Source organism: Streptomyces sp. NPDC051322, assembly GCF_040689485.1.
Classification (GTDB): domain Bacteria; phylum Actinomycetota; class Actinomycetes; order Streptomycetales; family Streptomycetaceae; genus Streptomyces.
The window spans coordinates 1-21,136 of record NZ_JBFBAK010000024.1 but is presented as its reverse complement, the minus strand read 5'-3'; the positions used below and the strand labels follow the sequence as shown (position 1 = coordinate 21,136).

Genomic DNA, 21,136 nt, shown 5'->3' with positions numbered 1-21,136 from the left:
GCACCCCAGACCGTTCGTCTGGACGAAGACCGCCGACGAGATTCTCGACAAAGTCGCTGCCTACTGCCGACGAATCTCTGACTCAGATCACTAGGGTCTGTCCGGCGGATCTTGTGACTGTGGGGGTCGTGTCGTTGGCACGGTCACGGGACGGGGAGATTTCACGATTGAGGAGTGGGTCCGCTGAAGCCGCACCTGCCGAAGTCAGGGCTGTGTGGTGGCCGTGGGCCAGTCATCGCAGGATCATCAACGGGATCCCGTACCGGCAGCGCACGGGTGCGCCCTGGCGGGATCTGCCTGCGCGTTTCGGTCCGCGGAAGACGTCTATGAGCGGCAGCAGCGCTGGTCGGCGGATGGCCCGTGGGACAGGACCTTCTTGGGCCAACCGGGGAGGGGATACTTTCATGTCTCGGTGCGGCGGTGCTTACGGTTTGTGGGTTACCCAGAGCATTTCTGCCGGCCAGCGGGATGCCCAGTCAGGCGGGTCGGTTTGGTTGTAGCCGTTGGCTGTTCCGGGTTCGGGCCGCGGCTCGATGAGGTCGTCGATGACGAGACCTGCCCCGCGCAGGACCTTGATCCAGTCGCCGTAGGTGAGCTGATAGCTGACCGCGCCCTGGTCTTCGGCGATGGTGTCCAGCCCGAAGTAGTCCTGGTGCAGCGTCGTGGTTACGCGGCTGGCGGCTTCGTCGTAGCAGGCTTCGAACCATGGACTGGCGACGTTGAACACCAGGCGCCCACCGCGGCGCAGGATGCGTGCAGCCTGCGGGACGGCCAGGTACGGGGGTGCCCAGCTGAGCCCGCCGTAGTCACAGAACACCAGGTCGAAGCTGTCGGCGGCGAACGGGAGGTGTTCGGCGGCGCCTTGCACCAGCGGGTAGCGGGCCGCTCCCATCGCGCGAGCTGCCGCGGCGAGCTGGGCTTCGGACAGGTCGAGCCCGACCACGGTGGCGCCCTCAGCGGCGAGCGCCCTGGACCACTGGCCTGCGCCGCAGCCGAGTTCGAGGACACGCTTGCCGGTGACGTCGCCCAGGGCGTGCAGGTACGCGTCGGGGATGGCGTACGTGCCCCACAGCCGGGGCGTTGCACCGATCTGTGGGTCGTGCTCGCGCTGGTAGGCGCTGCTGAACTGGTTCCAGAACCGCCGGTTGGCAGAAGTGCTGTCCACGCGCCGACTCAAGCACTGCCTGCCGTGGGCGGTCAACACGATTGTGCTGCGACCGGGAAGATCGCCGACCAGGAGGGCAGAAGCTGCAGCAGATCGTCCGGCGGGGCAACGCGAACAGCGTGCGCTACCGGGCGGGCGATGATCCTGCTGACGTCTGCGGGCGGCACCGTCCCGGTCATCGCCCGTCTCGTGGCCGCCGACGAGGACACCGTCCGCGATGTTGCCCACCGCTTCAAAGGAGATCTGCCTGGCCTGCCTGGACCATCGCCTTCCACCGAAGCCCCACCCTTTCGGCACCGCAGTCACTGTTGCCCCGCCTACGCCGACGACCTTGTGGAACAGCTCGCCTGGGATCTCGGTACCGCTCGGCGTGTACTCAGGTGTGGGTGGCAGCCGGGCAGGGGAAATACCAACGGCCCCTGGTGTGCAGCGAGTGGACCGAGAAGGCCATGGGGCCCAGACCGAGTGAAGGCTGACGACATGCCGAGGTGGCGCGTTCGTGCACCAGCGAAGGTGATCGTCTGCCCCGAGTGACGCTCTTGCCCAGCACTCCATACCGGAGGGGGAGCAGTGCCCGCTGTCCGGAGAGCCGATAGTGGTGCCTGCAGTTCCCCGCCCCGTCGTGGACGGGCTGCTGCAAATGGTGCCCTCCGCGCCGACCCAAGGGTAGGAGCCGGTCACCATCAGCGGCGGCTCCAGCGTGTACGCGATCCCGTGGCCGGCCTGCCCGGCCACGGGCGACGTTGCCGCTAACCGCCCAACCCATATCCGGGCCGTGCGTGCCGGGTTCTAAAGGCATGGCAAGTTGGTGATGCCCGCACCGTGCGCCCCACCAGACTGGTTCCCGAATGAACCATTGGAGAACAGGGGCCAGGCATGACGGCGGATAGCGTGGCAGGAACGCGGCGACGAAGTGCCGCTCCGCCCCTGGAGCGGGGCAATTTCTGCTGGGCCGCAACCTTGCCGACCGGCCGCTCGAGGAGATCCGGTGCGTGGCCCGGACCCGCCAGCGCCACCGCTGCTTCCAACTACTGCTCAACTCTCACACCCCCGCAGGCCGCTGGAGGCTGCTGCCGGCCGGCCCGCAATGCGTCGCTTCGATCGATCGACCCGAGTTCGCCGTGTCGCCGATGCGGGTTCACCCACTTCGACGCCGTTGCTCGGGAAATTCACATCTCTGCGGGGACATGCGCAATCGGACGGGTCTTGCAACCCCGGTCAATCGGCGGCGACCTTCCACGGACAACGGTGTGTTCGCGTGGGTCATGGTGTCGTCGGGACCGTGCGGGACGCATGGTGCCGTGCGCTGGTGACGATGAGTGAGACGTTCTGTCCACCGAAGCCGAAGGAGTTGCTGAGCACGGCCTCCTGGGGGACGTCTCGTCGCTCTGTGACGACATCGAGATCGATGTCGGGACCGACGCCGGCCGCGGTGAGGTTGCGGGTCGGCGGGATGACGCCGTGCTCCACGCTGAGGACGGCGATGAGTGCTTCGATCGCGCCGGCGGCGCCAAAGAGATGACCGAGCGCCGCCTTGGGGGCTGTCACGGTGGCGCGGCCGAAGACCTCCCCGATCGCGTGCGCCTCGGCGACGTCGCCGACCGGAGTCCCGGTGGCATGGGCGTTGATGTGGCTGATCCGTTCGGGAGCCAAACCGGCTTGCGCGAGGGCCTTCCGCATAGCGGAGATCTGACCGGAGCCGTCGGGAGCGGGCGCCGTGATGTGGTGAGCGTCGGCGGCAATGCCGGCGCCTGCGAGCACCGCGTGGACGCGCGCACCCCGGGCGCTGGCATGCTCGGCGCTTTCGAGCACCACGACAGCGGCACCTTCACTGAGGACGAATCCACTGCGGTCCGCGGCGAACGGCCTTGACGCTGACGCGGGTTCGGCGGTGTGCCGCGACAGTGCTTGTGCCTGGACGAAGCCGGCGACGGTGATCGGGGTGATCGCGGCCTCGGTCCCGCCCGCGATAACCACGTCCGCCTCGCCAGCGCGGATGAGCCGGGACCCCAGGGCGATCGCCTCGGCACCGGAAGAGCACGCCGAGACGGGCGTGTAGACACCGGCCCGTGCACCGTATTCGATACTGATCAGCGCTGCGGCTGCATTGGGCATGAGCATGGGGACGGTGCGTGGCGAGACGCGCCGGGTCCCGGCCGCTTCCAGTACGTCGTCCTGCTTCAGCAGCGTCCGTACGCCCCCGATGCCCGTGCCGATCGCCGATGCGAGCCGGTCCGGGTCCACCTCTGGGGCGCCGGCATCGGTCCATGCTTCGGCCGCCGCCGCGAGGGCCGCCTGCTGCGAGCGGTCGAGCCGCCTGGCCTGCACCGGGAGCAGCAACTCGGCGGGGTCGATCGTCATCGTCCCTCCGACGGTGTCGGGAAGGCCGGCATCTTCGTAGCCACGCAGGACACCGCCGCGGATGCCGGACTCGCCGGCAAGCAGGGCGTTCCAGGTGGACGCCACGTCTGCCCCCAGTGGTGTGATCGCGCCGAGTCCGGTCACGACGACTTCAGTCCGGTGCATGTCCCTCAACCTTCTTGTATGCGATACAAGGGAATGTCTTTGTTGTATCACATACAATTCTGGTGTGAAGAAGCGAACCGAAGCTCGATCAACGTCGGCGCGGTCGCGTGACCGTGGTCGCGCGACGAGGCACCGGCTGATTGAGGCAGCTGCACGGCTCTGCAAGGAACGGCCCGGCGCTGAGGTGAGTGTCGCGGAGATCGCGAACGCGGCAGGCGCCTTCCCCAATCAGGTCACCTACTACTTCGGCTCCAAGGACTCGCTCCTCGTGCACGCCGCCTTTCTCGGCTTGCTGCACGACGCCCGACGGATTGAGCGCATCGGTCGCCAAGCCCCCGATGCGGTGACATTTCGGCGCAACATCGCCCGCGCGGTACTGGCCATGCCCTCGCTCCCGTCAGTCACGCGAGCACTCGCCGCCGGGATCTCCAAGCCCGAACTCGCACCCGTGGTCGACCAGCACCTCCAGTTGCTGTTCCGGCAATCCGAGCGCTTCGTGAGCCAGCTCATCGACAGTCGCGGCTGGAGGGCCCGTCGACCGCTCAACGTGGAAGCCAGAACGTTCTGGAGCACCGCGCTCGGTGCAGTGCTGCTCGTCCGCGCCGGGGCGCATGGCACCGGCGCCGACCTTGACCTCGCAGGAGCATTGACCATCCACGACGAACCCGATCCCGGTTAATTCAAGCGAATTGGCCGGCGACGACCTGCGCGGGTCCCTCCCGATGGTGGCCCGGTCGCGGTCGGCATGTCTGCCGTCGCCGACGCACTCCAGTGCTGCGGCTAGTGCAAGGCGTCAAGAACCTACTTGCCGGGCAAACGCGATCTCGATGCCCGGCGCGGCCTGGTGGAGCGGGTGCGTGAGCACCGAACCCACTCGTGCGGGTCTGGTGCACGATCGGGTGACATCTTGACCTGCCCCACTGTTGGGACTGCTCGATGATGTCGCAGGTGCAGGCGCCGCCCTCGTACACGGTCTTGTCGCACTCGTCATGGTGGTGCCGTACTGGCGACCGCTTCGCCGGGACGACAGCCGCGGTTGGGACGGGAGGCTGCTCAGCTCCGGCCCGGGCGGTGGCCCTGAGCTCGTTGTCCACGACGGCGGAGGCGATCTCATCCTTGCGCCACTGCTCGGGGGAGTCGTGGCGTACCAGGCCGCCCGCGTAGGCCGTGCGCGGCAGTTCGGCCTTGGTGTGCTTCCGGGTCAGCTCGGTGAGGCGCTTCATGCGCGCCAGGCCGCGGGCCGCCTCGGCTTCGTGCTCCTCGTCTGCCCCTGTGTCGCCCGCGTCGCGCTGCTCTGGCACGGGCGCTTCTGCCGGCGCCGGCTGCTCAGAACCTCCGTCCGTGGGGGCCGGGGCGGCTGCTGCCGGGCCTGCCCAGTCGACGCCCAACGCCACTAGGGCGGCGATGTCCAGGGGAGGTTTTTCTGGTCAGTAGGTCGTGGTTTGGCCTGGGCTGGTCAGTTTGGTTTCTGGTGGTGGTAGTGCTTCAAGCCCTGGTGCGACGGCTGGGTGGCAGGGGAGATGAGCGCGTGGGCTGCGTGCTGAGCTGCCACTTGGTCAGGTCGAGTGAGCGTTGGTCAGCTGTGGTCAGTTTGCCCGAGTGGTGATCAGTTTCGTTGAGTGTTCTTATGCGCTGGTTGTGGTGTTGATGTTGGCTCTGTACGGGGCGGTGTCCATGCCTCGTGGAGTTCAGTCGCGGAGCGGACCGGGGCTGCGGTCAACGTCGTGATGTACCTCGAGGCCGTTGGAATCACGGCTAGGCTCGCCCCGCAAACTGAGGCAGTTCTCGCTGTGGCAGTACACCAACTGGCAAGGTACGGAGCGCAGATGGATGTGGGATCGGTGCTCGGGAGCATAGGCCGAGCGGCGGCCGGGGCGGGCCGACTGGTGTGGGCAGTGGCAACCGCACCGACCACGGGAACCGAGGATGACGTCCACTCCAAGATCGACAGTCTTGTGGAGAAGATTGAGAACGAGGTGCCGGAGGAGCTGCGGGACCGGGCATGGGGTCTGGTTCTGAACGCGCTGTACTGGGTTCCCCAGGAGATCGATCAGCTGGTGGAGGGACGACAGAAGCCCGATGACGATGAGACCGAGGGTCCGTCGGCCAGGTACTGATGCCGGGAACCGGCGAGCCTGAAGGGCAGGTGTGCCGATCCGATGCTGGTGCGTGCGGAGAGCTGCGTGCGGCGGATGGCTCAGGTGATCGCGGCGGAGGATGCAGACGGCGGTCGTGCGTGCGCAGGGCAGGAAGAAGTCGGCGGAACTGGGGCCGGCGGAGACGAACGGCATGGCAGGACGGCACTCAGTCTGGGAACCTGGCCTCTGCCGGGCAGAAGCTCTGGCCGACGGCAACCGAACTACTCCCCGCCCGAAAGCCAGGACTGGAGCTAAGGCAGTGATGGCCGGGTTCGGTCCGCACGGCGTCGCGGTGACGGACCGGACCGCCGCCAGTTCTACCCCGAACCGCCCGGCCCCTGAGGTAGACCTGCCGGACACGACCCCCACGTAACAGCAGTGGTGGAGCGCCCTCGGTAGCCACGTCGCGTCGGTCAGGCCGGGCGGTCTACTTCGCCAGCGCAGCGAGCGCCGGTCTTGGCACGCTGTTCGGCTGGCCAGTACGGGGGCGGGTCACAGGCTGTCGGCCCATGTGGGGACGGGGTGGCTGTGGACGTCGCCGAGTGCGATACGGAGCGGACTGAGGAGGCGGTGAGCGAGGCTGGGAGAGAGGTCTTCGAGGGCGAGGGCCGTGGCGGCGAAGCACACAGTTTTCTGTTCGTCTGAAAAGTTCCGTACGCGCTTGCCATGGATGCGGGCTGCTCGGCCCAGTGCTGCTTCTGTGTGCTTGATCAGCGCGTTCTTCAGCGTGGCTCGGTCGGTGGTCCTGGCGAGGTCCTGGGCCTCGTACCACGCTGGATCTTCGCGATCGGTCGGCCACGCCTTGTTGTAGGAGCGGCGCAGGGTGAGGACTTCGTCCCACGTCAGCTTTTCCAGTCGGGTGAGCAGTGCTGCCGTTGTTCGTCCTTGAGGACCCAGCGCCCACCAGGCCGGTACTCGGAACCAAATTCTTTGGCCCCACGTTCGTCCGGAGCGTTCCTCGTCGTCGTTCGGGACGAGACTGACGATCCACAGCCCGAACGGAATCTCGGTCGCGAAGGGCAAGTAGTTGGCACCTGATGCATGTGGTGCCGCGCGGTGCCATGGCTGCTTGCGGCGCCGCAGCGGCACGTCGGGTGTTTCCTCGATGAGGATGCTGCGGCGGTCCCGCAGGGCGGCGGCGTAGTCGGCGGGGTCGTCGTCGAAGCCACGGCCTGAGGGGCGTGTGACCTTCCAGCCCCAGTCGGCCGGCAGACGGTTCGGATCCACTTTCGCGACTGTCCAGTCCTCCCATCCAAGACCAGGCATCTGCTCCTCCTCCGTGACGATGGTGAGGCCCCAAAAGGAGTACCTCCGGGGCGTGCGCGGGCGCCAAGGGAGTTGCTTGTGCACCGAAGGTGACGCTGGGCGTAAGTGCGTGGAAGAGGTCAGTAGCGGAAGCCGAAGAGTCCGCCAGTGGGGGAGTCGGTCAGGACGGTTTCGAGGGTGTACGGCTCGGCGTTGAAGCCCAGGCGGGTTGCTTTGGCGAGGTCGTCGGTGTTGAGGGTGGCGATGTACTGCATGGTCTCTTCGCGGGTGACGTCTGCGGCGAGTTGCAGGGCGGCTCTGAGTTGCCGGTCGTCGACGCCGTCGTAGAGGTGGCTGTCGTGGATGAGGAAGTCTGGGCCGCGTCCGTGTCGGTGGGCGAGGACAGCAAGGGTGAGGTCGAAGCAGAAGATGACCATGTTGCCGATGCCGCGGCTGTTGTCGCTGTCGATGCGCGGGGTGATCGTCAGGCTCTCGCGTCCGGCCTGGATGGCCAGGAAGGCCTCGCGGGGCCCGTAGAGGGCCTGGGCGAAACGGGAGAACAGCAGGGTGGCTTCGCGGGTCTGCTGTTCGCGTTCGTCGAGATCGGTCTCGACGGCCTGTTGAAGCTGGATGCGTTTGGCGGTGATCTGGCGGGAGCTGGACTCCAGGGTCTGGGCTGCGTCGTAGCGGTGGCGCAGGGCTCCCAGGGCCGCTTGCTCGCGGGCGAGGGCCTGCTGGAGGGACGTCAGCGCTTCCAGAGCGCCGCCTTCGTCGAGCTGGCGCAGCAGTTGTGCCTGTTCCTCACCCAAGCGGGCGCGCTCAGTACGGCGCTCGGCGAGCCGTGCGGTGAGCTCGCTGATCTCTTCCTCCAGGAAGCGGCGCCGGTTGCGCACGATGGAGTGATGGAAGGCCTCGACCTCCTGGAACCTGCGGCGGATCTGGTCACTGAGAACGATGCCGAGCTCACGGTAGGCGGGCTGGAGGTACTGGGTGTCGACGTCGGCTGTCTCGATGACTGCCTGTTGCAGTTCGTCGAGGTTGTACTGCTCGATGACATCGTCCTGGGAAAGCTGTTTGATACGGCGACTGAGCTCGTCGGCCTGGTCCTTGAGGTGCTCGTACTCGGGTACGACCTGGAAAGCGGCGACCTGGCCCTGCAGGCGTTCGACCTGGGCCTCGGCCAGCGCGATCTGGCCACGCAGGTCCGCGGTGGAACCGACGATCTGTCCCCAAACGGGGTCGTTGACAGCCTTGCGGAGCTGTTTGCGAGTGGCATCGCGGGCGGCGAGCTGCCGGTATCCGTCAGCCAGCTGCCAGTCCAGGCCGAGCAGGTAGGCCAGGTTGGTGGTGGCATCGGCGGCGGGCTGGCGGGAGAAGGTGCGTCCGGCTTCGTTGAAGCCGTGGGCCGAGACCCGGCGCGCGAGATAGGAGAGCAAGGTCCGGCCGCTGACGCCGGGGTGGTCGCCACGCAGTCCGAACAGCCTGTGCTCGATCAGATGGTGCCACTGCTCGATGGGGACCTCGGCCTGGCCTTGCGTCTCGAGGGCGAACAGGGAGTCCGGGTCGGGTGCGGTCACGTCGGGTTGGAGGGTGACGAACGCTGGCCGTGCGCCGCTGCGTCGTACCTCCAGCGTCTCGGTCACGTCTGGCCAGTCCAGGTCCAGGCCGAAGGTGATTGATCGCAGCGCCCGCTTGGTGAACGGGTTGCGGGTGCTCCCACTCGCGCCGAGCAGGAAGTGGACGAGCTCGACCATGCTGGACTTGCCGGCGCTGTTACGGCTGTCGGTGGACGTGGAGGCTTCGGTCTTGTCGGCGAGCAGCAGGTTCAGGCCGCCTTGGAAGGCGATCTCCTTGAACCGGGAATCGTCAGCGCTCAAGCGACGCAGCATCTGCATTCCTAACGACAAGGAGGTCGTCGTGCAGTTCGACCGCACCGATCCCGTACAGGACGTCCAGGGACAGGACGAACCAGCCGAACGATACCGGGGAGTAGTGGTGGTGCTCCCGACGCCAGGCCTTCAGCCGCGCCCAGGTCTGGCTCACAGTCCGCGGCTCGTCCAGCTGAAGGAGGACTTGGGCACCTACCGCGAGCAGGCAGCGGTCCGGTGCGATCCCTTTGGTGGGTGTGATCATGGCTGCGTACTCACCAGCCCTGCCGGGCTCCAGTCGCTGGGAGGTGCCTCGAAGATGTCGCAGCGGAAGAAGAAGTGCGCCAGGACAACCCATGCCGCCCGGTGCACCTGGGGCCGCTGGCGCTCATTACCTAGGACGTACATCTCCAGCTGCCACAGCACGTCGTCGGGGTCCCGATACTCCTGGCGCACCTGTTCGTAGAAAATACGGAATCCGCGTGCGACCTCGTCGTGTTCCAGAGTCCGGATGCCCCCGGCGTAGAAGGCCTCCACCAGAGGGGTGTGCCGCATGCCGCGCAGCAGCGCGTCACGCGACTCGCCCCGGAGTTGGTTGAAGTCGAGCTTCTCTTCGCGCACCTGGGGCAGTTCCATGAGCGGATCGGCCTCGGCCCGCAGTTCCTTGAGATGCTGTAGCAGCGGTGCCAGGTCGTCCATGCCCATTCCATACACGGTGGGTTTGACCGGGATCTCGCAGCCCAGAACGTCTTCGGCGAGGGCTAGGTCGAGGCCCATGCACTCCTGCCATATGTGGCGGGTACCCATCTGCTCGAAATCCAGGGCCGGGTGGTCAGAGTCTGCGGTAGAGAGCATGGTCGCGACCTGAGGGTGGATCCCTCGCCGGTCGTTATGGACGAAGACGAAGGTGTCGAACTGTCCATCGCGCTGTCTCACGGCGCTGGCCAGGTCCTTGGTGAACTTCGTCTTGACGGCGGAGGCGCCTCCCGTCTGCGGGGCGTAGCAGGCGTAGAGCTTGCGACTGTGGAGGGTGAGCCCGTCCGCACCTTGATCGCCGAGCTTGCCGTGGGTCCGGACATCTAGGAAATTCGGGTGGCGCGTGACCATGACCCGGTGGAAGAAGTCCTCGAACGCAGATTCGTAGAGGTCTGCCATCAGATCGAGGAACTTGAGACGGGCGTACATTCGCTGCTCGAACTTCACCCGTCCCCCTCACCGCAAAGAACGCCATCGTAGCTGTGCGCGATCAAGCGCGGAAGGTTGTGTACACGCACGTATCGGGGCGCATCTCCCATCGCTGTAAAGGGAGATGAGCGATGGATGGTCAGGTCGGCGTCATGCCAATGCTGACCAGGAGGTGTTGTTGGTGGGGGTGGAGGAGGAGCCAGCCGCGTTGCTGGTTTTGGAGCCAGTGGCGGGTTGTGGGGTGGCGGTGGTCGGCTCGTGCCTGCTGGTAGGTGCGTTGCCACAGGATGGGCCAGGGCGGGTTCCACCAGGGGTCGATCATGGCGAGCATCTGCTGGGTGGGGGAGGGGCTGGCCCGTTTCTTCGCGAGTTGGCGTTGGCTGTCGAGCCACTTGCCAAGGGGGAAGCCGTTGCGGACGGTTTTGATCGGCGGACAGAGGTGGCCGTGTTCGATTGCCCAGGTGCGGGCGTGGTGGAGGGCTTCGGCGTGGGGCCGGGGCCGGGGACTGGGCGGCCACTGTCCGGCTGTCTGGGCGGTGATGCCGATGGCGTTCAGCAGGTGCTGCTGGTCGGGGTGGAGCTGGTGGTAGGTCAGGCAGGCGCGGGTGGTCCAGCTGCCCAGGACGGTGCTCGGTGCGGGGATGCGGGCGACGGGGTCGTACGGTTCGCCTGCTTCGATGTGGTTGCGGGCGCGGTAGTAGTTGCGCTGCCACTCGGTTTTCCAGGGCGGGTTCCACCAGAGGTCGATCGCGGTGAGCTCGGTCAGGTGGGGTGAGGGCGGCAGACGGTCGCGGGCGCGTTGTTTGGCCCGGTTGCGCTGGCTGAACAGCCACCACCCCAGCGGATACCCGTCGTGCCGGGTGTCGCGGGGGGCTGCGAGGTGCCCGTGTTCGGCTGCGTAGGCGCGGGCGTGTGCCAGGGCTGTTTCGAAGCCCGGCATCAGGTCGGGGCGGTGCCCGAGGCGGCTGCGGGGCTCGCGGGGACGCTTGGGTTCGGCGGCACGCCGTGTGCGGCGTCGATGGGTGGAAGCGGCAGGATCCGCACCCCTTCCGGCCGGGCTGGGCTTGTCTGTCTGCGGAGCCGGGGCGGCAGCCGGTCTCGGTGGTGTCGTCCGTGCGTGTTCCCGGGCGCTGCGTGCCACATCGGCAGTGATGCCGATGTCGGTGAGGAGTTGCTGCTGTTCGGGGCGAAGCTCGTCGTACGTGGCGCACTGGCGCCACAGCCAGTCGGCGGCACCGGCGTCGTCGAGGGCATTGAAGCCGTTCTCGGCCTGGAGGCGGCGGCCAGCCGCGGCGTCGCGGGAGCGGTAGTAGTGACGCTGCCACCTCAGGTGCCAGGGCGGGCACCACCAGGGGTCGATGGCGGTGAGGGCCTGGGCGCGGCCGGCGGGCAGGGGCCGGTGGCCGGTGCGCTGATAGTTGCGTTGGTTGGCGAGCCACTGTCCCAGGCGGAAACCGTCGTGGACGGTTGCCGAGGTCACGGAGGCCAGGCTGCCGTGTTCGGCGGCGTAGGAGCGGGCGTGCGCGAGGGCCTCTTCGGCGCCGGCCCTCATGTTGCGTCGTCTGGGCCGGGCGGCGTCCGCCGCGGCGGCGTCGATGCCGATCTGGGTGAGGAGGCGTTGTTGTTCGGGGTGGAGGGTGGGGTAGCGGGTGCACTGCAGGTATAGCCATTCGCCCAGGCTGTAGCCGGTGGTGGGGAAGCCGCGGGCCGGCTCGAGCGGGCCGTGGGCTTCGGAGTGATCGCGGGCTTGGTGCCAGGTGCGCTGCCACAGCGTGCTCCAGGGCGCGTTCCACCACCGGTACAGCGCGTGGAGGGCAGCGGCTTGGTGGGCGGGCACGCGGGTGTGGCGGGTGCGCAGGTTGGACAGCCATGCGCCCAGCGGGTAATCGCCTAAGGAGTCTTCCTTGGGGACGGCCAGGTGCCCGAACTGCTGGTGGTAGGCGTGGGCGTGCGCAAGGCTTCTCTCGAAGGCACGTTCGGCTTGGAGGCTGTGGCCGCGAAGCCGTTTGACCGGCCGTGGTTCTGGTTGGCCGCTGTCGGTGCGTGATTCCGGTGGGGGCAGGAGGTCGCTGAGGGGGCGGGGCCGGTGCGATGAATGCACCTTCCACAGCTTCTGCTGCGCCGCGGGTATCGGGTCGGCGCGGGTTAGTACGCAGGAGTGGGCCCAGGTGAACAGCGGTCCGTGGGTGACGGCGGCGAGGCGGTGGACGAGCCACGACCGCTGCAGCTCATGGGCGACCTCGGTCAGAAGAGCGGGTAGCTCACCAAGACGGTAGGGGAGATGGCCGCCCGATTCGGCGACAGCGCGTTGCTGCAGAGGGCGGCTGGCCAGCAGACGGGCGAGGGCGACGGTCTCGGGATAGGTGATCAGGTCGCGTGCCGCCACCTTCCACCAGCCGGGGTCGGCGCCGTCCGGGCGTGTGGCATCGAGGCGCGCCGGCCAGGCGTGTTCCTGGCGGGGCCAGGGCTGCTCCCACCAGGAGTTGGTGACGGCACGAGCGACCTCGAACGCCTGCGCCCCGATGGGGGAGCGGTGCAGCAACCCGGCATGCCCCCGCTGGGCTTCGATCACTTCCGGGCACCGGCCGAGGGGGACGGTCAGCCCGCCGGTGTGGGGCAGGTACAGGAGCCAGTACCGGTGGCGTGCGCAGACGCGCTGCTCGGGTGCCAGGTACCGGCGGGCGGGCACCTCTCGTCCGGTACGGGCGGCGGTGCATGCGGGGCAGGCCGGCCCCCATGCGGCGACGACCTCCTCACCGCGCATCAGCCGCCCGACCGGGCCCATCCCGTACTTTCCGCTCGGCTCTTCCCGCGTCCATGCGGGCAGCGCCTGCTCAAGCACGTGCTGCGGAACATGGCAGAGTGCGGCGACCCGGTCGCGGGCCTGTGCGTTGAGGTGGATCTCGCTGTCCGGGTACAGCATCCCGGTGAGGTTCTGCAGGCCGCCGACGTCGGTGACGGCGGCGAGCACGTCACGGATCCCGAGGTGGTACCGGGCGGCGATTCTGTTCAGGAACGACAGGGTCATCTCTCCGTTCAACGGAGCGATGCGTCCTGCTGCGCCGCCACTGATGGCGGGCACGATCCCGCCGGATGCTGCCCGTTTGCGCCCCGCTTGTCTACTCCGGGGCAGACGAACGGGTACGGGGGTGCTGCGCTGTTGCGCCATGCCGGATGCCCTACTGCTTCCGTCGTGCGGGCCGTGTGGGCCGGGCATGGGCTTCGGCGGCCGCGTCGAGCTCCACCTCGCCCAGCAGTTGCTTGGTGATGCGTTCGGTGCCTTCGGTGATGGCGACCAGGGCGGCTTCGCGGATGAGGTGGGAGAGGCTGCCGATCCGTCCTGCGGTGCGGGAGTGGAGGTAGGCAGCGTGCTTGACCAGAGTCCCGGGCCGGTGCGCGCGTAGCCGCAGCAGACCCTCCATGGCCCCTACGAGGTCGTCCCACACAGCCCGGTCCTGCTCGGTCGCGTACGCCAGCGGGCGGTGGCGGAAGATCTTGAAACGACCGGCGATCTGCGCCCCGCGCACCCCGCTGAGCAGCGAGGAGGTCTCGACGTCGATCGCGGAGTACACAAAGGTGGCCGGGATGCGCTCGCCGAGGTACTTCAGCTGGTCGGAGGTTTCCGCCCCGGCCCGCCGCTGGGTGTCCAGGAGGTGCACGTCGTCGATGAGGACCAACTGCGTGCCCAGCTCGCACAGCAGGTCGCACACGGCCCCGGTGATCTGCGTCTGATTGAGGCGGTCGGTGATCGGCATGCCGAGGAACCGGGCGAACTCGCTGACGAGCATCTTAGGGGTGGCGGCCGGCGGCACGCTGATGAACAGCACAGGCCTGCGCTCTGCCTGGCCTGGATGCTGGCGGGCATCGGCCAGCTGGAAGGAACGCCCGAGCGCCATCATCGTGGTGGTCTTACCCGTCGTGGCCGGCCCGGAGATGATCAGCCCGCGCCGGGCGCCGGCCTGCTGGCGGCGGTTGACCAACAGGAGCCGACGTACGGCGGTGAACACGCTGTCCATGGCCGGGGTGCGCATAACGGAGAGTTCGGAGTGGTAGTCCTCGCGCTCCGTCTGCCGCCAGGCGGGATCATCCGCGTCGCGCGCGGACGCCGGGGCTCGGTGGACGAAGGCATCCCATCCCTGCCATACGGTCGCAGGGGCCAGCGGGGCGAAACCCACGGCATCGGTGGAGACCGGGCTCACCATCGCAGGGACTCCTCGAAGGGGTCGTAGACCGTGACCTGGGGACGCCTCGGCGCAGGCACGTCAGCTTCCTGAGCTTCCTGCGCCGCGCAGCTTGGGGAGCCGCCCGGTGGTTCGGCCGGCCAGATACTCAGGGCGCTGTCGTCGGTCAGGAATTCCTCGTCGTCGCTGGCGCCGAAGATGTCCTCGCACTCTTCGGCTTCTGCCTCCGGCTGCTGGCCGTACAGGATCCCCCACACCGCGCCACCGGTCGCGGCAGTGCGGGCGCGGGCGGCGACGACCTTCTCGCGTCGGGTGCCATGTCCGGCGGCGGCGCGTTCCAGCAGCTCGCGCAGGGCGAGCGCCAGGTCGTGCTCGTGCTGGGCGCGGTCTGCGCGGCGGGCGACGGTGCGTTTGATGTGCTGCCAGGTGAAGTCGGTGAACGGGGCGCTGACAAGGGTGTGGTGGATCCACGGCACCGCCTCCCACTCGTATCCGCGCGGCTGGTCAGGCTTCGGCAGGCGTACCCAGACCAGGCCGGGAGCGTGCGGGTTGTAGTGGATCTCCCACAGGCCGTCCGCTGCCGGCGAGCGCTCGCCACGGACCGGGTTGAGGACTTTGTGGTCGTAGGTGCGGTAGTCGATGCGGATGCCGTAGTCGTTGATCTTCTGCCGCTTGATGGGCATGAGTTCGATGTAGTCTTCGCGGCCCAGCGGCACCGGGACGTACCCGCACACGGCGACCAGCGCCGCCCACATCTCATTCGGCGACAGCGCACAGCGGGGCATCATCGGGTGCCGCAGCCCATCGTGCTCACGCTCCTGCCACCCGCAGATGATCCACTCCTGGAACATCTCGGCCAGCTGGGCCAACCCACACCGCCTCGCCTTCTGCGTCCTTCCCGCGCTCCCCGGTGTGCGATGCCGTGTAGGCGGCCACATGCTGAACGAACAGTGTGTTGATCGAGGAGAAGGTGCGCTCCACATGCCCCTTGGCCGGCCCGTTGCCCGGTGGTGCGGGCTGCACGGAAATGCCCAGCGACTCGCAGGCGGCGATGAACGAGGACGAGATGAACACATTGCCCTGGTCGACCACGATGGTCTGCGGAGTGATCACCGGCCGCGCCGCGGCACCGTCCAGCCGAGCATCCACGCTCAGCAGCCGCTCGTAGGGCACCACGGAGTGTTCCATCGCCAGTGCCTCGGCCCAGCCGGGCCGCATCGGCGCGGGGACCATCATCTGCGCCAGCAGCTGCGCCGCATCCACGTTGCGGGTTCCTTTCGCACGCAGCACGGCCGCGCAGATGGTGCGGGTGGCCACATCCAGCGCGATGGTCAGCTCCGGACGCTCCGCCACCCCGTCATCGAGCACCACGAAGGCGTCCAAAACGGTGCTGTCCATCATCACCAGCTCACCCGGCGCCATCACCGTCGTCGGGACGAACGGGGGAGCCGGCCGGGCTGATCGCCAGCGGCGCTGCCGCGCACTGCCCAGCAGCCCGCGGCCGTCGGCGAGGGCGTGCACGAGCCGGTTGAACGTCGCACTCGAGGGCAGCGGCACCACCCCGTCCCCGTACTGCTCGGCCAGCAGCCGCTCGGTGTACACCCGCAGCCGCCCCAGCGTCCCGCTGGAGCGCTCCCGCCCGGCCTCCAGCACCTCTTGCAAGGCGGCCACCACCCGCTCGTCCGCACGCCCCAGCGCTGTCCGGGGCCGAGCGGACCGGTGATCCACCAGCCCCCACACCCCCTCCCGGCGGTAACGGGCCCGCATCCGCCGCACCGTCACCACACTGGTGGACATGCCGATCGCTGACAGCTCCGCTGCCTTCGCCCCCTCCCGCTGAGCCAGTGTCCGCATCTGCGGGTCGTACTCCGTACGCGGCGAACCTGCCGCACCAGTCCCGCCCGGCAGCCCGGTCTCCACCTCCCGCACATGCCGCTCCCACGCCAGGGCCCGTTCTCTCACCGCCTTGGGCAACGACTCCAGCAAGCCCAGCGGCGGCACCCCGGGCACTCCCGGCGCCTCCAGGAGTTCGAACCCCGCATCGGCAAACAGCAGCGACAGCAAAACCGCCGCCACCTCGCCGTCCTCAGCGACCAGCCGCACCTGACCGCCGACAAGGGCAGCCACCGTCCAGGCACGTCCCCCGAACCGCACCCGGCATCCCAGTTCCACCACCGGCCTGCCCGGCATCCTGCTGGCCGCGCTCACTCTGCCGCCTGCGCCCACACCGGCATCCGCTCATGCATCGACGCCCCAAAGTCCGCCGCCAGCCGTCCCGCCCACAGGGCATGGAACAGCGCAGGAAGCACGACCAGCGGATCACCAACCCTGCGCACGCCCTCCCACAGCGGCACAGGCTCGGCGAACACCTCCTGCAACGCGGCACCCAGCACCTGACCACCGTGATGCCGCGGGTGCCGGTATCCCGCCAGCCAGGTCACATTGCGCCGGTAGACCGGGGCGACAGGCCCGAGTACCCAGTACTGCCAGCCCACCGCCGCACAGATCTCTCCGACCGCCGCAGCGAGAGACCGCTGACGCCGAGACAGCTCACTTCTCCCCGTGCAGTCGGCGAGCACTCCCTGGCCATCGGCCAGCCGGAGCATCAGCTGAGGAACATGCGACCGCACCCCGCCCGGCACATGCCACCGCAGTTCAAGTGGCTGGCTGGCCAGGCCGCTTATGCGCCGGTCGCGGTCGAGGAGCATCACATGCAGTCGCATCGCTGCAGACCCGTAGTGCACAAGCTTTCCGGTGGTGGCCGACCACCACCACCCCGGGGCCAGCCGCTTGCCTTTGCGGGTTGGGAACGACTTCAGCGGCAGACAGCTTTCGAACGCCACCTCGGCAGCGGCCGACAACCACCTCGAGCACTCCACCGCCCCACCCGCAGCCCTGAACAGCACATCCACCGAATCGACTTCAGGTTCAGGCTGGCGTGCCCTCGCTCCGTCCCACTCAGCACCCTGCATACAGAATTAAACGGCTTATCGGCCCATCCGGTAATGGGTACGCGAGGGTCTATCGGTGAATGTCAGCTGCGCCCGGACTGTTCTGCGGCCCAGGTGTAACCCAGCTCGGCGAGGACGGCCCGCTGCTCCACATCCAACCGGTCACGCCTGGCCTTTTGGTTACTCAGAAACACACCCAGCTTGATCGTCGTGCCGTCCGGCAACTCTTCAACATGGGGCCTGCCAACCACAGTTTTGCCTTCGCGGTCGATGTACTGGGCGAGGGCCGCCACGCCGCGCTTGAATGCCTGCTGTGCCTTGCTCGGCCCCGTTGCCGCACGGTTGGCCGCCGGGGCGGGAGAGGGCGCTTTAGTGGGCTGTACGCCCAGCTTGGTCAGTCGTTCCTGCTGTTCGGTGGAGAGCTGCGCCCAGGCGCCCGGCTTGCGCTGCTGCTGGAGCCATCGTCCGATGTCGTCACCCTCGAAGACGACGCCGGGTGCGATGTGGGGCAGGAGACCGTCTGGTTCGTCGGCGGCGAGGTGGGCGAGTACGCGGTGGTGGCGTTGCCAGTCCAGTGGCCAGGGGCAGTTCCAGTCCGAGTCGATCGCGGCCAGTTGCTGTGCGCGTTGCGCCGCTCGCACGGGGGCCTTGCCGAGGCCGCCCCTGCGGCGGAGGTTGGCGAGCAGCTGTCCGATGGCCAGTTGCTCGCCGTCCCCCTCGCCTTCGCCCCAGACAGCGTCCTGGCGAGGCGCGAGGTGTCCGGTGGCCCGGTGGTAGGACCGCAGCGCGGCGAGTTTGTTCTCCCATGCTTCGTCGCCTGGTTCCCAGACCATCCCGGCGTCGTCGAGGAGCTCTTTGCGGTGGGGGTCGAGTTCACCTGCGCGCAGCGCCTTGCGCTGTTGATGCGCCCATCGGCCAAGCGGAAATGTCTTCGTCGTTCCGGCTTCGGTCTCGACGTCATAGGGAACGGCGTGCAGGCCGGTGATGTCGTTCTCCTTCCGCCAGCGGATGAGGGCTTGGTAGCCCTCGAGCCAGACGAGGGATTGGGGCCGGATGACGCGGCAGCGGGTGAGGGCGGCGATGTCGGCGGCGTCGCGGGGGGAGGCGAAGTTGACCACGACCGAGGTGACCCGGTCGACCTCCTGCTGCGCCTCGCCGGCCTCCGCGGGCATGTCCCCGTTCTCCGGGCCGGCCGCGCTCGCGGGGGAGGGGCGGACGTGGATACGCCGCCGCTCGGCACCGCGGGTCAGGGCGCGGGAAGCGAGCTGGTCGACCATGCGTTCCGAGTGCGAGCGCAGTGCTTGGAGAATGTCGACCAGGGGCTGGTAGCTGGCCGAGGCGACCATGTCCTTCGGGTCCTCCCCGGGCTGCAGGAAGACCGGGATGATGATCCGTGCGGTCTTGGTGGTGCCGTCGGGGTTGGGGCGCAGGGCGCGTCCGATGTTCTGGACGACGTCGACCTGGGAGCTGCGCGAGCCGACGATGCACACGGCCTCGACCCCGCGCAGCCCGGTGATGTCGACCCCGACCCCGAGGGCCCGTACGGAGGAGAGGAACGCCCGGTGCACCCGCCGGTTCTCGGCGTTGACGCCGTTGGCGAACCGGTGGATCACCGCACGCCGGTGCGCGATGGGATGGTCCCCGCACAGCCAGTCCGCCCACACCCGGTCCGCAGGCACATGACGGCCTTCCTCCAGCTCGTACAGCTCAGCAGCAATCGACGACGCGGGCAGCTCCTCCGCCTCGTCCAGCGCCGCCGCGGAGGCCTCCGCGGCATACAGCTCGGCGGCCGTCGCCGGCATCTGCCCGGCGAACGCGGCGGCTTCCTCGACCCGCTGGTGGAACACCATGGTGGTGTGCAGATTCTGCTGCGCCGCGTGCTCCAGCAGTGCGGCCTGGAGCAGGGCCGTGCGCCGGCCACGCAGGGCGTCCTCGGACAGGCCCAGGATCGGGTCGGGGTCGCGGATCTCGAGCACGTCGATCTCGAACCCCGCGAGGATCGAGCGTTCCACTGCCTCCGCCAGACCAAGATCGAAAATTCGGGTGCCGTAGGTGCGGGAGTCGTCCTCCATCGACGCGATCACCACCTCCCGCCCGTCCCGGCCCCGCTGCGGCCGGGGCGCGGCAAGGATCCGCGGGGTCGCGGTCAGGTAGAGCCGGAAGTCGACGGGAATCCGGCTGTTGTCGTGGATCGCCGCCCACGGCCGGCCCATGTCCCCGGCCGTCATGTGCCCCTCGTCCAGAATGGCCAGGTCGAACGGAGCCATCCGCTGCCCGTACAGCCGCTCCCCGCCCGCCAGAGCCGATTCCAACGGCCCAGGAACAGTCCCCCGGCCAGAGGCATCGGCCGGGTCCTCACGGTCCACGAGAGAGGCGTACGTGGCGAACACGACCACCGGCCCGGACCCGGCCCACAGGGCGAGCTGGATCGGGTTGGTGGTGGTGCGCACTCCGAGCTGCTCCAGGACCTCGTCCTTGTCCACCGAGCAGACCGCGACCATCGGCGCGCGGTGCCCGACCCGCCGCCAGGACTGGGCACTCTGCACGATCAGGTCCAGCGTGGGCACCATGACCAGAATCCGCCCGCCCGGGAAGTACTCCAGAGCGCACGAAGCGGTGGTGATCGTCTTACCGGACCCGGTCGCGGACACCCCCATCGCACGCGCTCCCTCCGGAGGCACAAAAGATCTTGCAGGAAAACCAACCCACTTACGGAAACTCGACTTCTGGTCGACTTGATGTTCCCTGAGTGAGACTCTCGACATATCGGGTCCCTTTTCTTGTGAGGTCGGTTTCGGCGGTGAGGTCATCTGGGTCTATCTATGTGTCGAGTCCTCTGAGCCCCCAGGCATGGAGTCCGGCGTAGATCGTGGCGGTCCGGCATGGGGGCGCGTGCATGACTTCGGCTTCGCCGCGGTAGATGGCGATGAGCGAGTCGGTGCCGCGCCACCAGGTGTCCGCGATCCCGGCCACCTCGGGGACGGCATCGAAGCTGTCGAGGTCAAGGCCGTCCACCTCTTCACCTGTCAACGTGGTGGTGCTGCGCGCACACCTGCGGGCATGGTCGGCCAGTGCCAGTGCTTCCACCCACCCTTCGATGCTGGCGTGCAGGGGGGCCCAAGTGCCGGCATGGAGCCCGAACTCTCCGCTGGGTCCGACCATGAAGGCGTAGGGGAGGGCAGTGCGCTGCTGGCCGGCGCTGAAGTGCCAGTCCGGGGCAGGCCCTTCAGGTACGTCTCCGCTGAGAGTCCGAGGCCCACCGTCATAGTGGGGAGAAGGAGGAAGCACGAGGCCACCCCAGACCGCCTCGTAGGCGGACACCCGGTCGATCTGCGCCTTGGGGACGCCGTGCTCCATCCACTTGGCTCTGTACTGCTCGATGTCAGTACGGCCAGCCCAATGACCGTGGGCCCGGATGAAGTATTGTGCCCTGCGCGTGATGCCTGCCGGTATTTTCCGATCGATCACTATGACACCACCTCAGCATCCCTCGTATTTCCACCAAATCTACATGCTGAATCATTCTGATGCACTCACTACGTTGGAAGCCACACGAACGAGCACCCCCTCCCTCCCCGTAGCTAGCTTGGCCCGCGCCAGCGGGCCGATGGCCCTGGAGGCGGAGCCGGAGGGGCCGTTGGGCGGGGGAGCGCAGCGGACCGGCCCAACCCGGTATGGAGCGAAGCGGAGGACCGGTCAGGACTTGCGCAGCAAGGCCCGGTCCGGGAGCGCAGCGGACGGGCCGTCACCACCCGGGCGAAGCCCGGGTGGTCGGCACCTCGCGCAGCGAGGTGCTCCGCGGACGCGGAGCGGGAGCGCAACCACCGGGCGCAGCCCGGTGGTTCGCTTGCACCTCGCGCAGCGAGGTGGTACCCGC

At 68.2% G+C, this 21,136-nt stretch carries 15 protein-coding genes and 3 pseudogenes; 4 read left to right on the top strand and 14 right to left on the bottom strand.

Annotation, left to right across the window (positions count from 1 at the left end; genetic code table 11):
• Positions 1-221 precede the first annotated feature (221 nt).
• A pseudogene (locus tag AB0436_RS30370) lies at positions 222-349 on the top strand (transposase); the annotation flags it as partial.
• 75 nt (positions 350-424) lie between these two features.
• On the opposite strand, the gene AB0436_RS30365 reads toward AB0436_RS30370, so the two are convergent.
• Positions 425-1,165 (bottom strand): class I SAM-dependent methyltransferase, encoded by a 741-nt coding sequence (locus AB0436_RS30365; protein WP_366471145.1) that lies wholly within the window; start codon positions 1,163-1,165, stop codon positions 425-427.
• Positions 1,166-1,206: 41 nt separating this feature from the next.
• On the opposite strand from AB0436_RS30365, the pseudogene AB0436_RS30360 reads away from it, so the two are divergent.
• Positions 1,207-1,427: pseudogene (locus AB0436_RS30360) on the top strand (helix-turn-helix domain-containing protein); the annotation flags it as partial.
• A gap of 832 nt (positions 1,428-2,259) precedes the next feature.
• Here the strand turns inward: AB0436_RS30360 and AB0436_RS30355 are convergent.
• Positions 2,260-2,432 (bottom strand): annotated as a pseudogene (locus AB0436_RS30355) (leucine zipper domain-containing protein); the annotation flags it as partial.
• Entirely contained in the window at positions 2,429-3,691 is a 1,263-nt protein-coding gene (locus AB0436_RS30350; protein WP_366471144.1) for a beta-ketoacyl-[acyl-carrier-protein] synthase family protein, read from the bottom strand. The gene AB0436_RS30350 and the pseudogene AB0436_RS30355, both read right to left, overlap by 4 nt.
• Positions 3,692-3,755: 64 nt before the next feature.
• Between AB0436_RS30350 and AB0436_RS30345 the strand changes: the two genes are divergently transcribed.
• Both AB0436_RS30345 and AB0436_RS30340 read left to right on the top strand, forming a co-directional pair.
• Positions 3,756-4,370 (top strand): TetR/AcrR family transcriptional regulator C-terminal domain-containing protein, encoded by a 615-nt coding sequence (locus tag AB0436_RS30345; RefSeq protein WP_366471143.1) that lies wholly within the window; start codon positions 3,756-3,758, stop codon positions 4,368-4,370.
• Between the two features lie 1,045 nt (positions 4,371-5,415).
• Positions 5,416-5,808 carry a hypothetical protein gene (locus AB0436_RS30340; RefSeq protein ID WP_365859386.1) on the top strand — a complete coding sequence of 131 codons (393 nt, stop codon included), beginning with the start codon at positions 5,416-5,418 and terminating at the stop codon, positions 5,806-5,808.
• A gap of 513 nt (positions 5,809-6,321) precedes the next feature.
• Here the strand turns inward: AB0436_RS30340 and AB0436_RS30335 are convergent.
• The 11 genes from AB0436_RS30335 to AB0436_RS30285 form a co-directional block, all read right to left on the bottom strand.
• Entirely contained in the window at positions 6,322-7,179 is an 858-nt protein-coding gene (locus AB0436_RS30335) for a hypothetical protein (protein WP_365859384.1), read from the bottom strand.
• Between the two features lie 35 nt (positions 7,180-7,214).
• Complete coding sequence (locus tag AB0436_RS30330) at positions 7,215-8,951, bottom strand: ABC-three component system protein (protein ID WP_366471142.1); 1,737 nt, start codon at positions 8,949-8,951, stop codon at positions 7,215-7,217.
• On the bottom strand, positions 8,941-9,207 hold the full coding sequence (locus AB0436_RS30325; RefSeq protein WP_362728593.1) for an ABC-three component system middle component 6: 267 nt from the start codon (positions 9,205-9,207) through the stop codon (positions 8,941-8,943). Before AB0436_RS30325 ends, AB0436_RS30330 begins: the two co-directional genes overlap by 11 nt.
• Positions 9,204-10,145 carry an ABC-three component system protein gene (locus AB0436_RS30320; RefSeq protein ID WP_362728591.1) on the bottom strand — a complete coding sequence of 314 codons (942 nt, stop codon included), beginning with the start codon at positions 10,143-10,145 and terminating at the stop codon, positions 9,204-9,206. Before AB0436_RS30320 ends, AB0436_RS30325 begins: the two co-directional genes overlap by 4 nt.
• 121 nt (positions 10,146-10,266) lie before the next feature.
• On the bottom strand, positions 10,267-13,209 hold the full coding sequence (locus tag AB0436_RS30315; RefSeq protein WP_366471141.1) for a helicase associated domain-containing protein: 2,943 nt from the start codon (positions 13,207-13,209) through the stop codon (positions 10,267-10,269).
• Between the two features lie 97 nt (positions 13,210-13,306).
• A complete protein-coding gene (locus tag AB0436_RS30310) occupies positions 13,307-14,329 on the bottom strand; it encodes an ATP-binding protein (protein ID WP_366471140.1) in 1,023 nt (340 codons plus the stop codon).
• The gene (locus AB0436_RS30305) at positions 14,323-15,177 is read right to left on the bottom strand and encodes a hypothetical protein (RefSeq protein WP_366471139.1); all 855 of its coding nucleotides are present in this window, start codon (positions 15,175-15,177) and stop codon (positions 14,323-14,325) included. The genes AB0436_RS30310 and AB0436_RS30305 overlap by 7 nt, the downstream gene beginning before the upstream one ends.
• The gene (locus AB0436_RS30300) at positions 15,119-16,516 is read right to left on the bottom strand and encodes a transposase family protein (RefSeq protein WP_366471138.1); all 1,398 of its coding nucleotides are present in this window, start codon (positions 16,514-16,516) and stop codon (positions 15,119-15,121) included. The genes AB0436_RS30305 and AB0436_RS30300 overlap by 59 nt, the downstream gene beginning before the upstream one ends.
• Positions 16,513-17,187, bottom strand: a complete 675-nt coding sequence (locus tag AB0436_RS30295; RefSeq protein ID WP_366471146.1) for a TnsA-like heteromeric transposase endonuclease subunit — start codon at positions 17,185-17,187, stop codon at positions 16,513-16,515. The genes AB0436_RS30300 and AB0436_RS30295 overlap by 4 nt, the downstream gene beginning before the upstream one ends.
• A 155-nt stretch (positions 17,188-17,342) precedes the next feature.
• Positions 17,343-20,024, bottom strand: a complete 2,682-nt coding sequence (locus tag AB0436_RS30290; protein ID WP_366471137.1) for a Helicase associated domain protein — start codon at positions 20,022-20,024, stop codon at positions 17,343-17,345.
• A gap of 55 nt (positions 20,025-20,079) precedes the next feature.
• Entirely contained in the window at positions 20,080-20,616 is a 537-nt protein-coding gene (locus AB0436_RS30285) for a hypothetical protein (RefSeq protein WP_366471136.1), read from the bottom strand.
• Between the last annotated feature and the right edge of the window lie 520 nt (positions 20,617-21,136).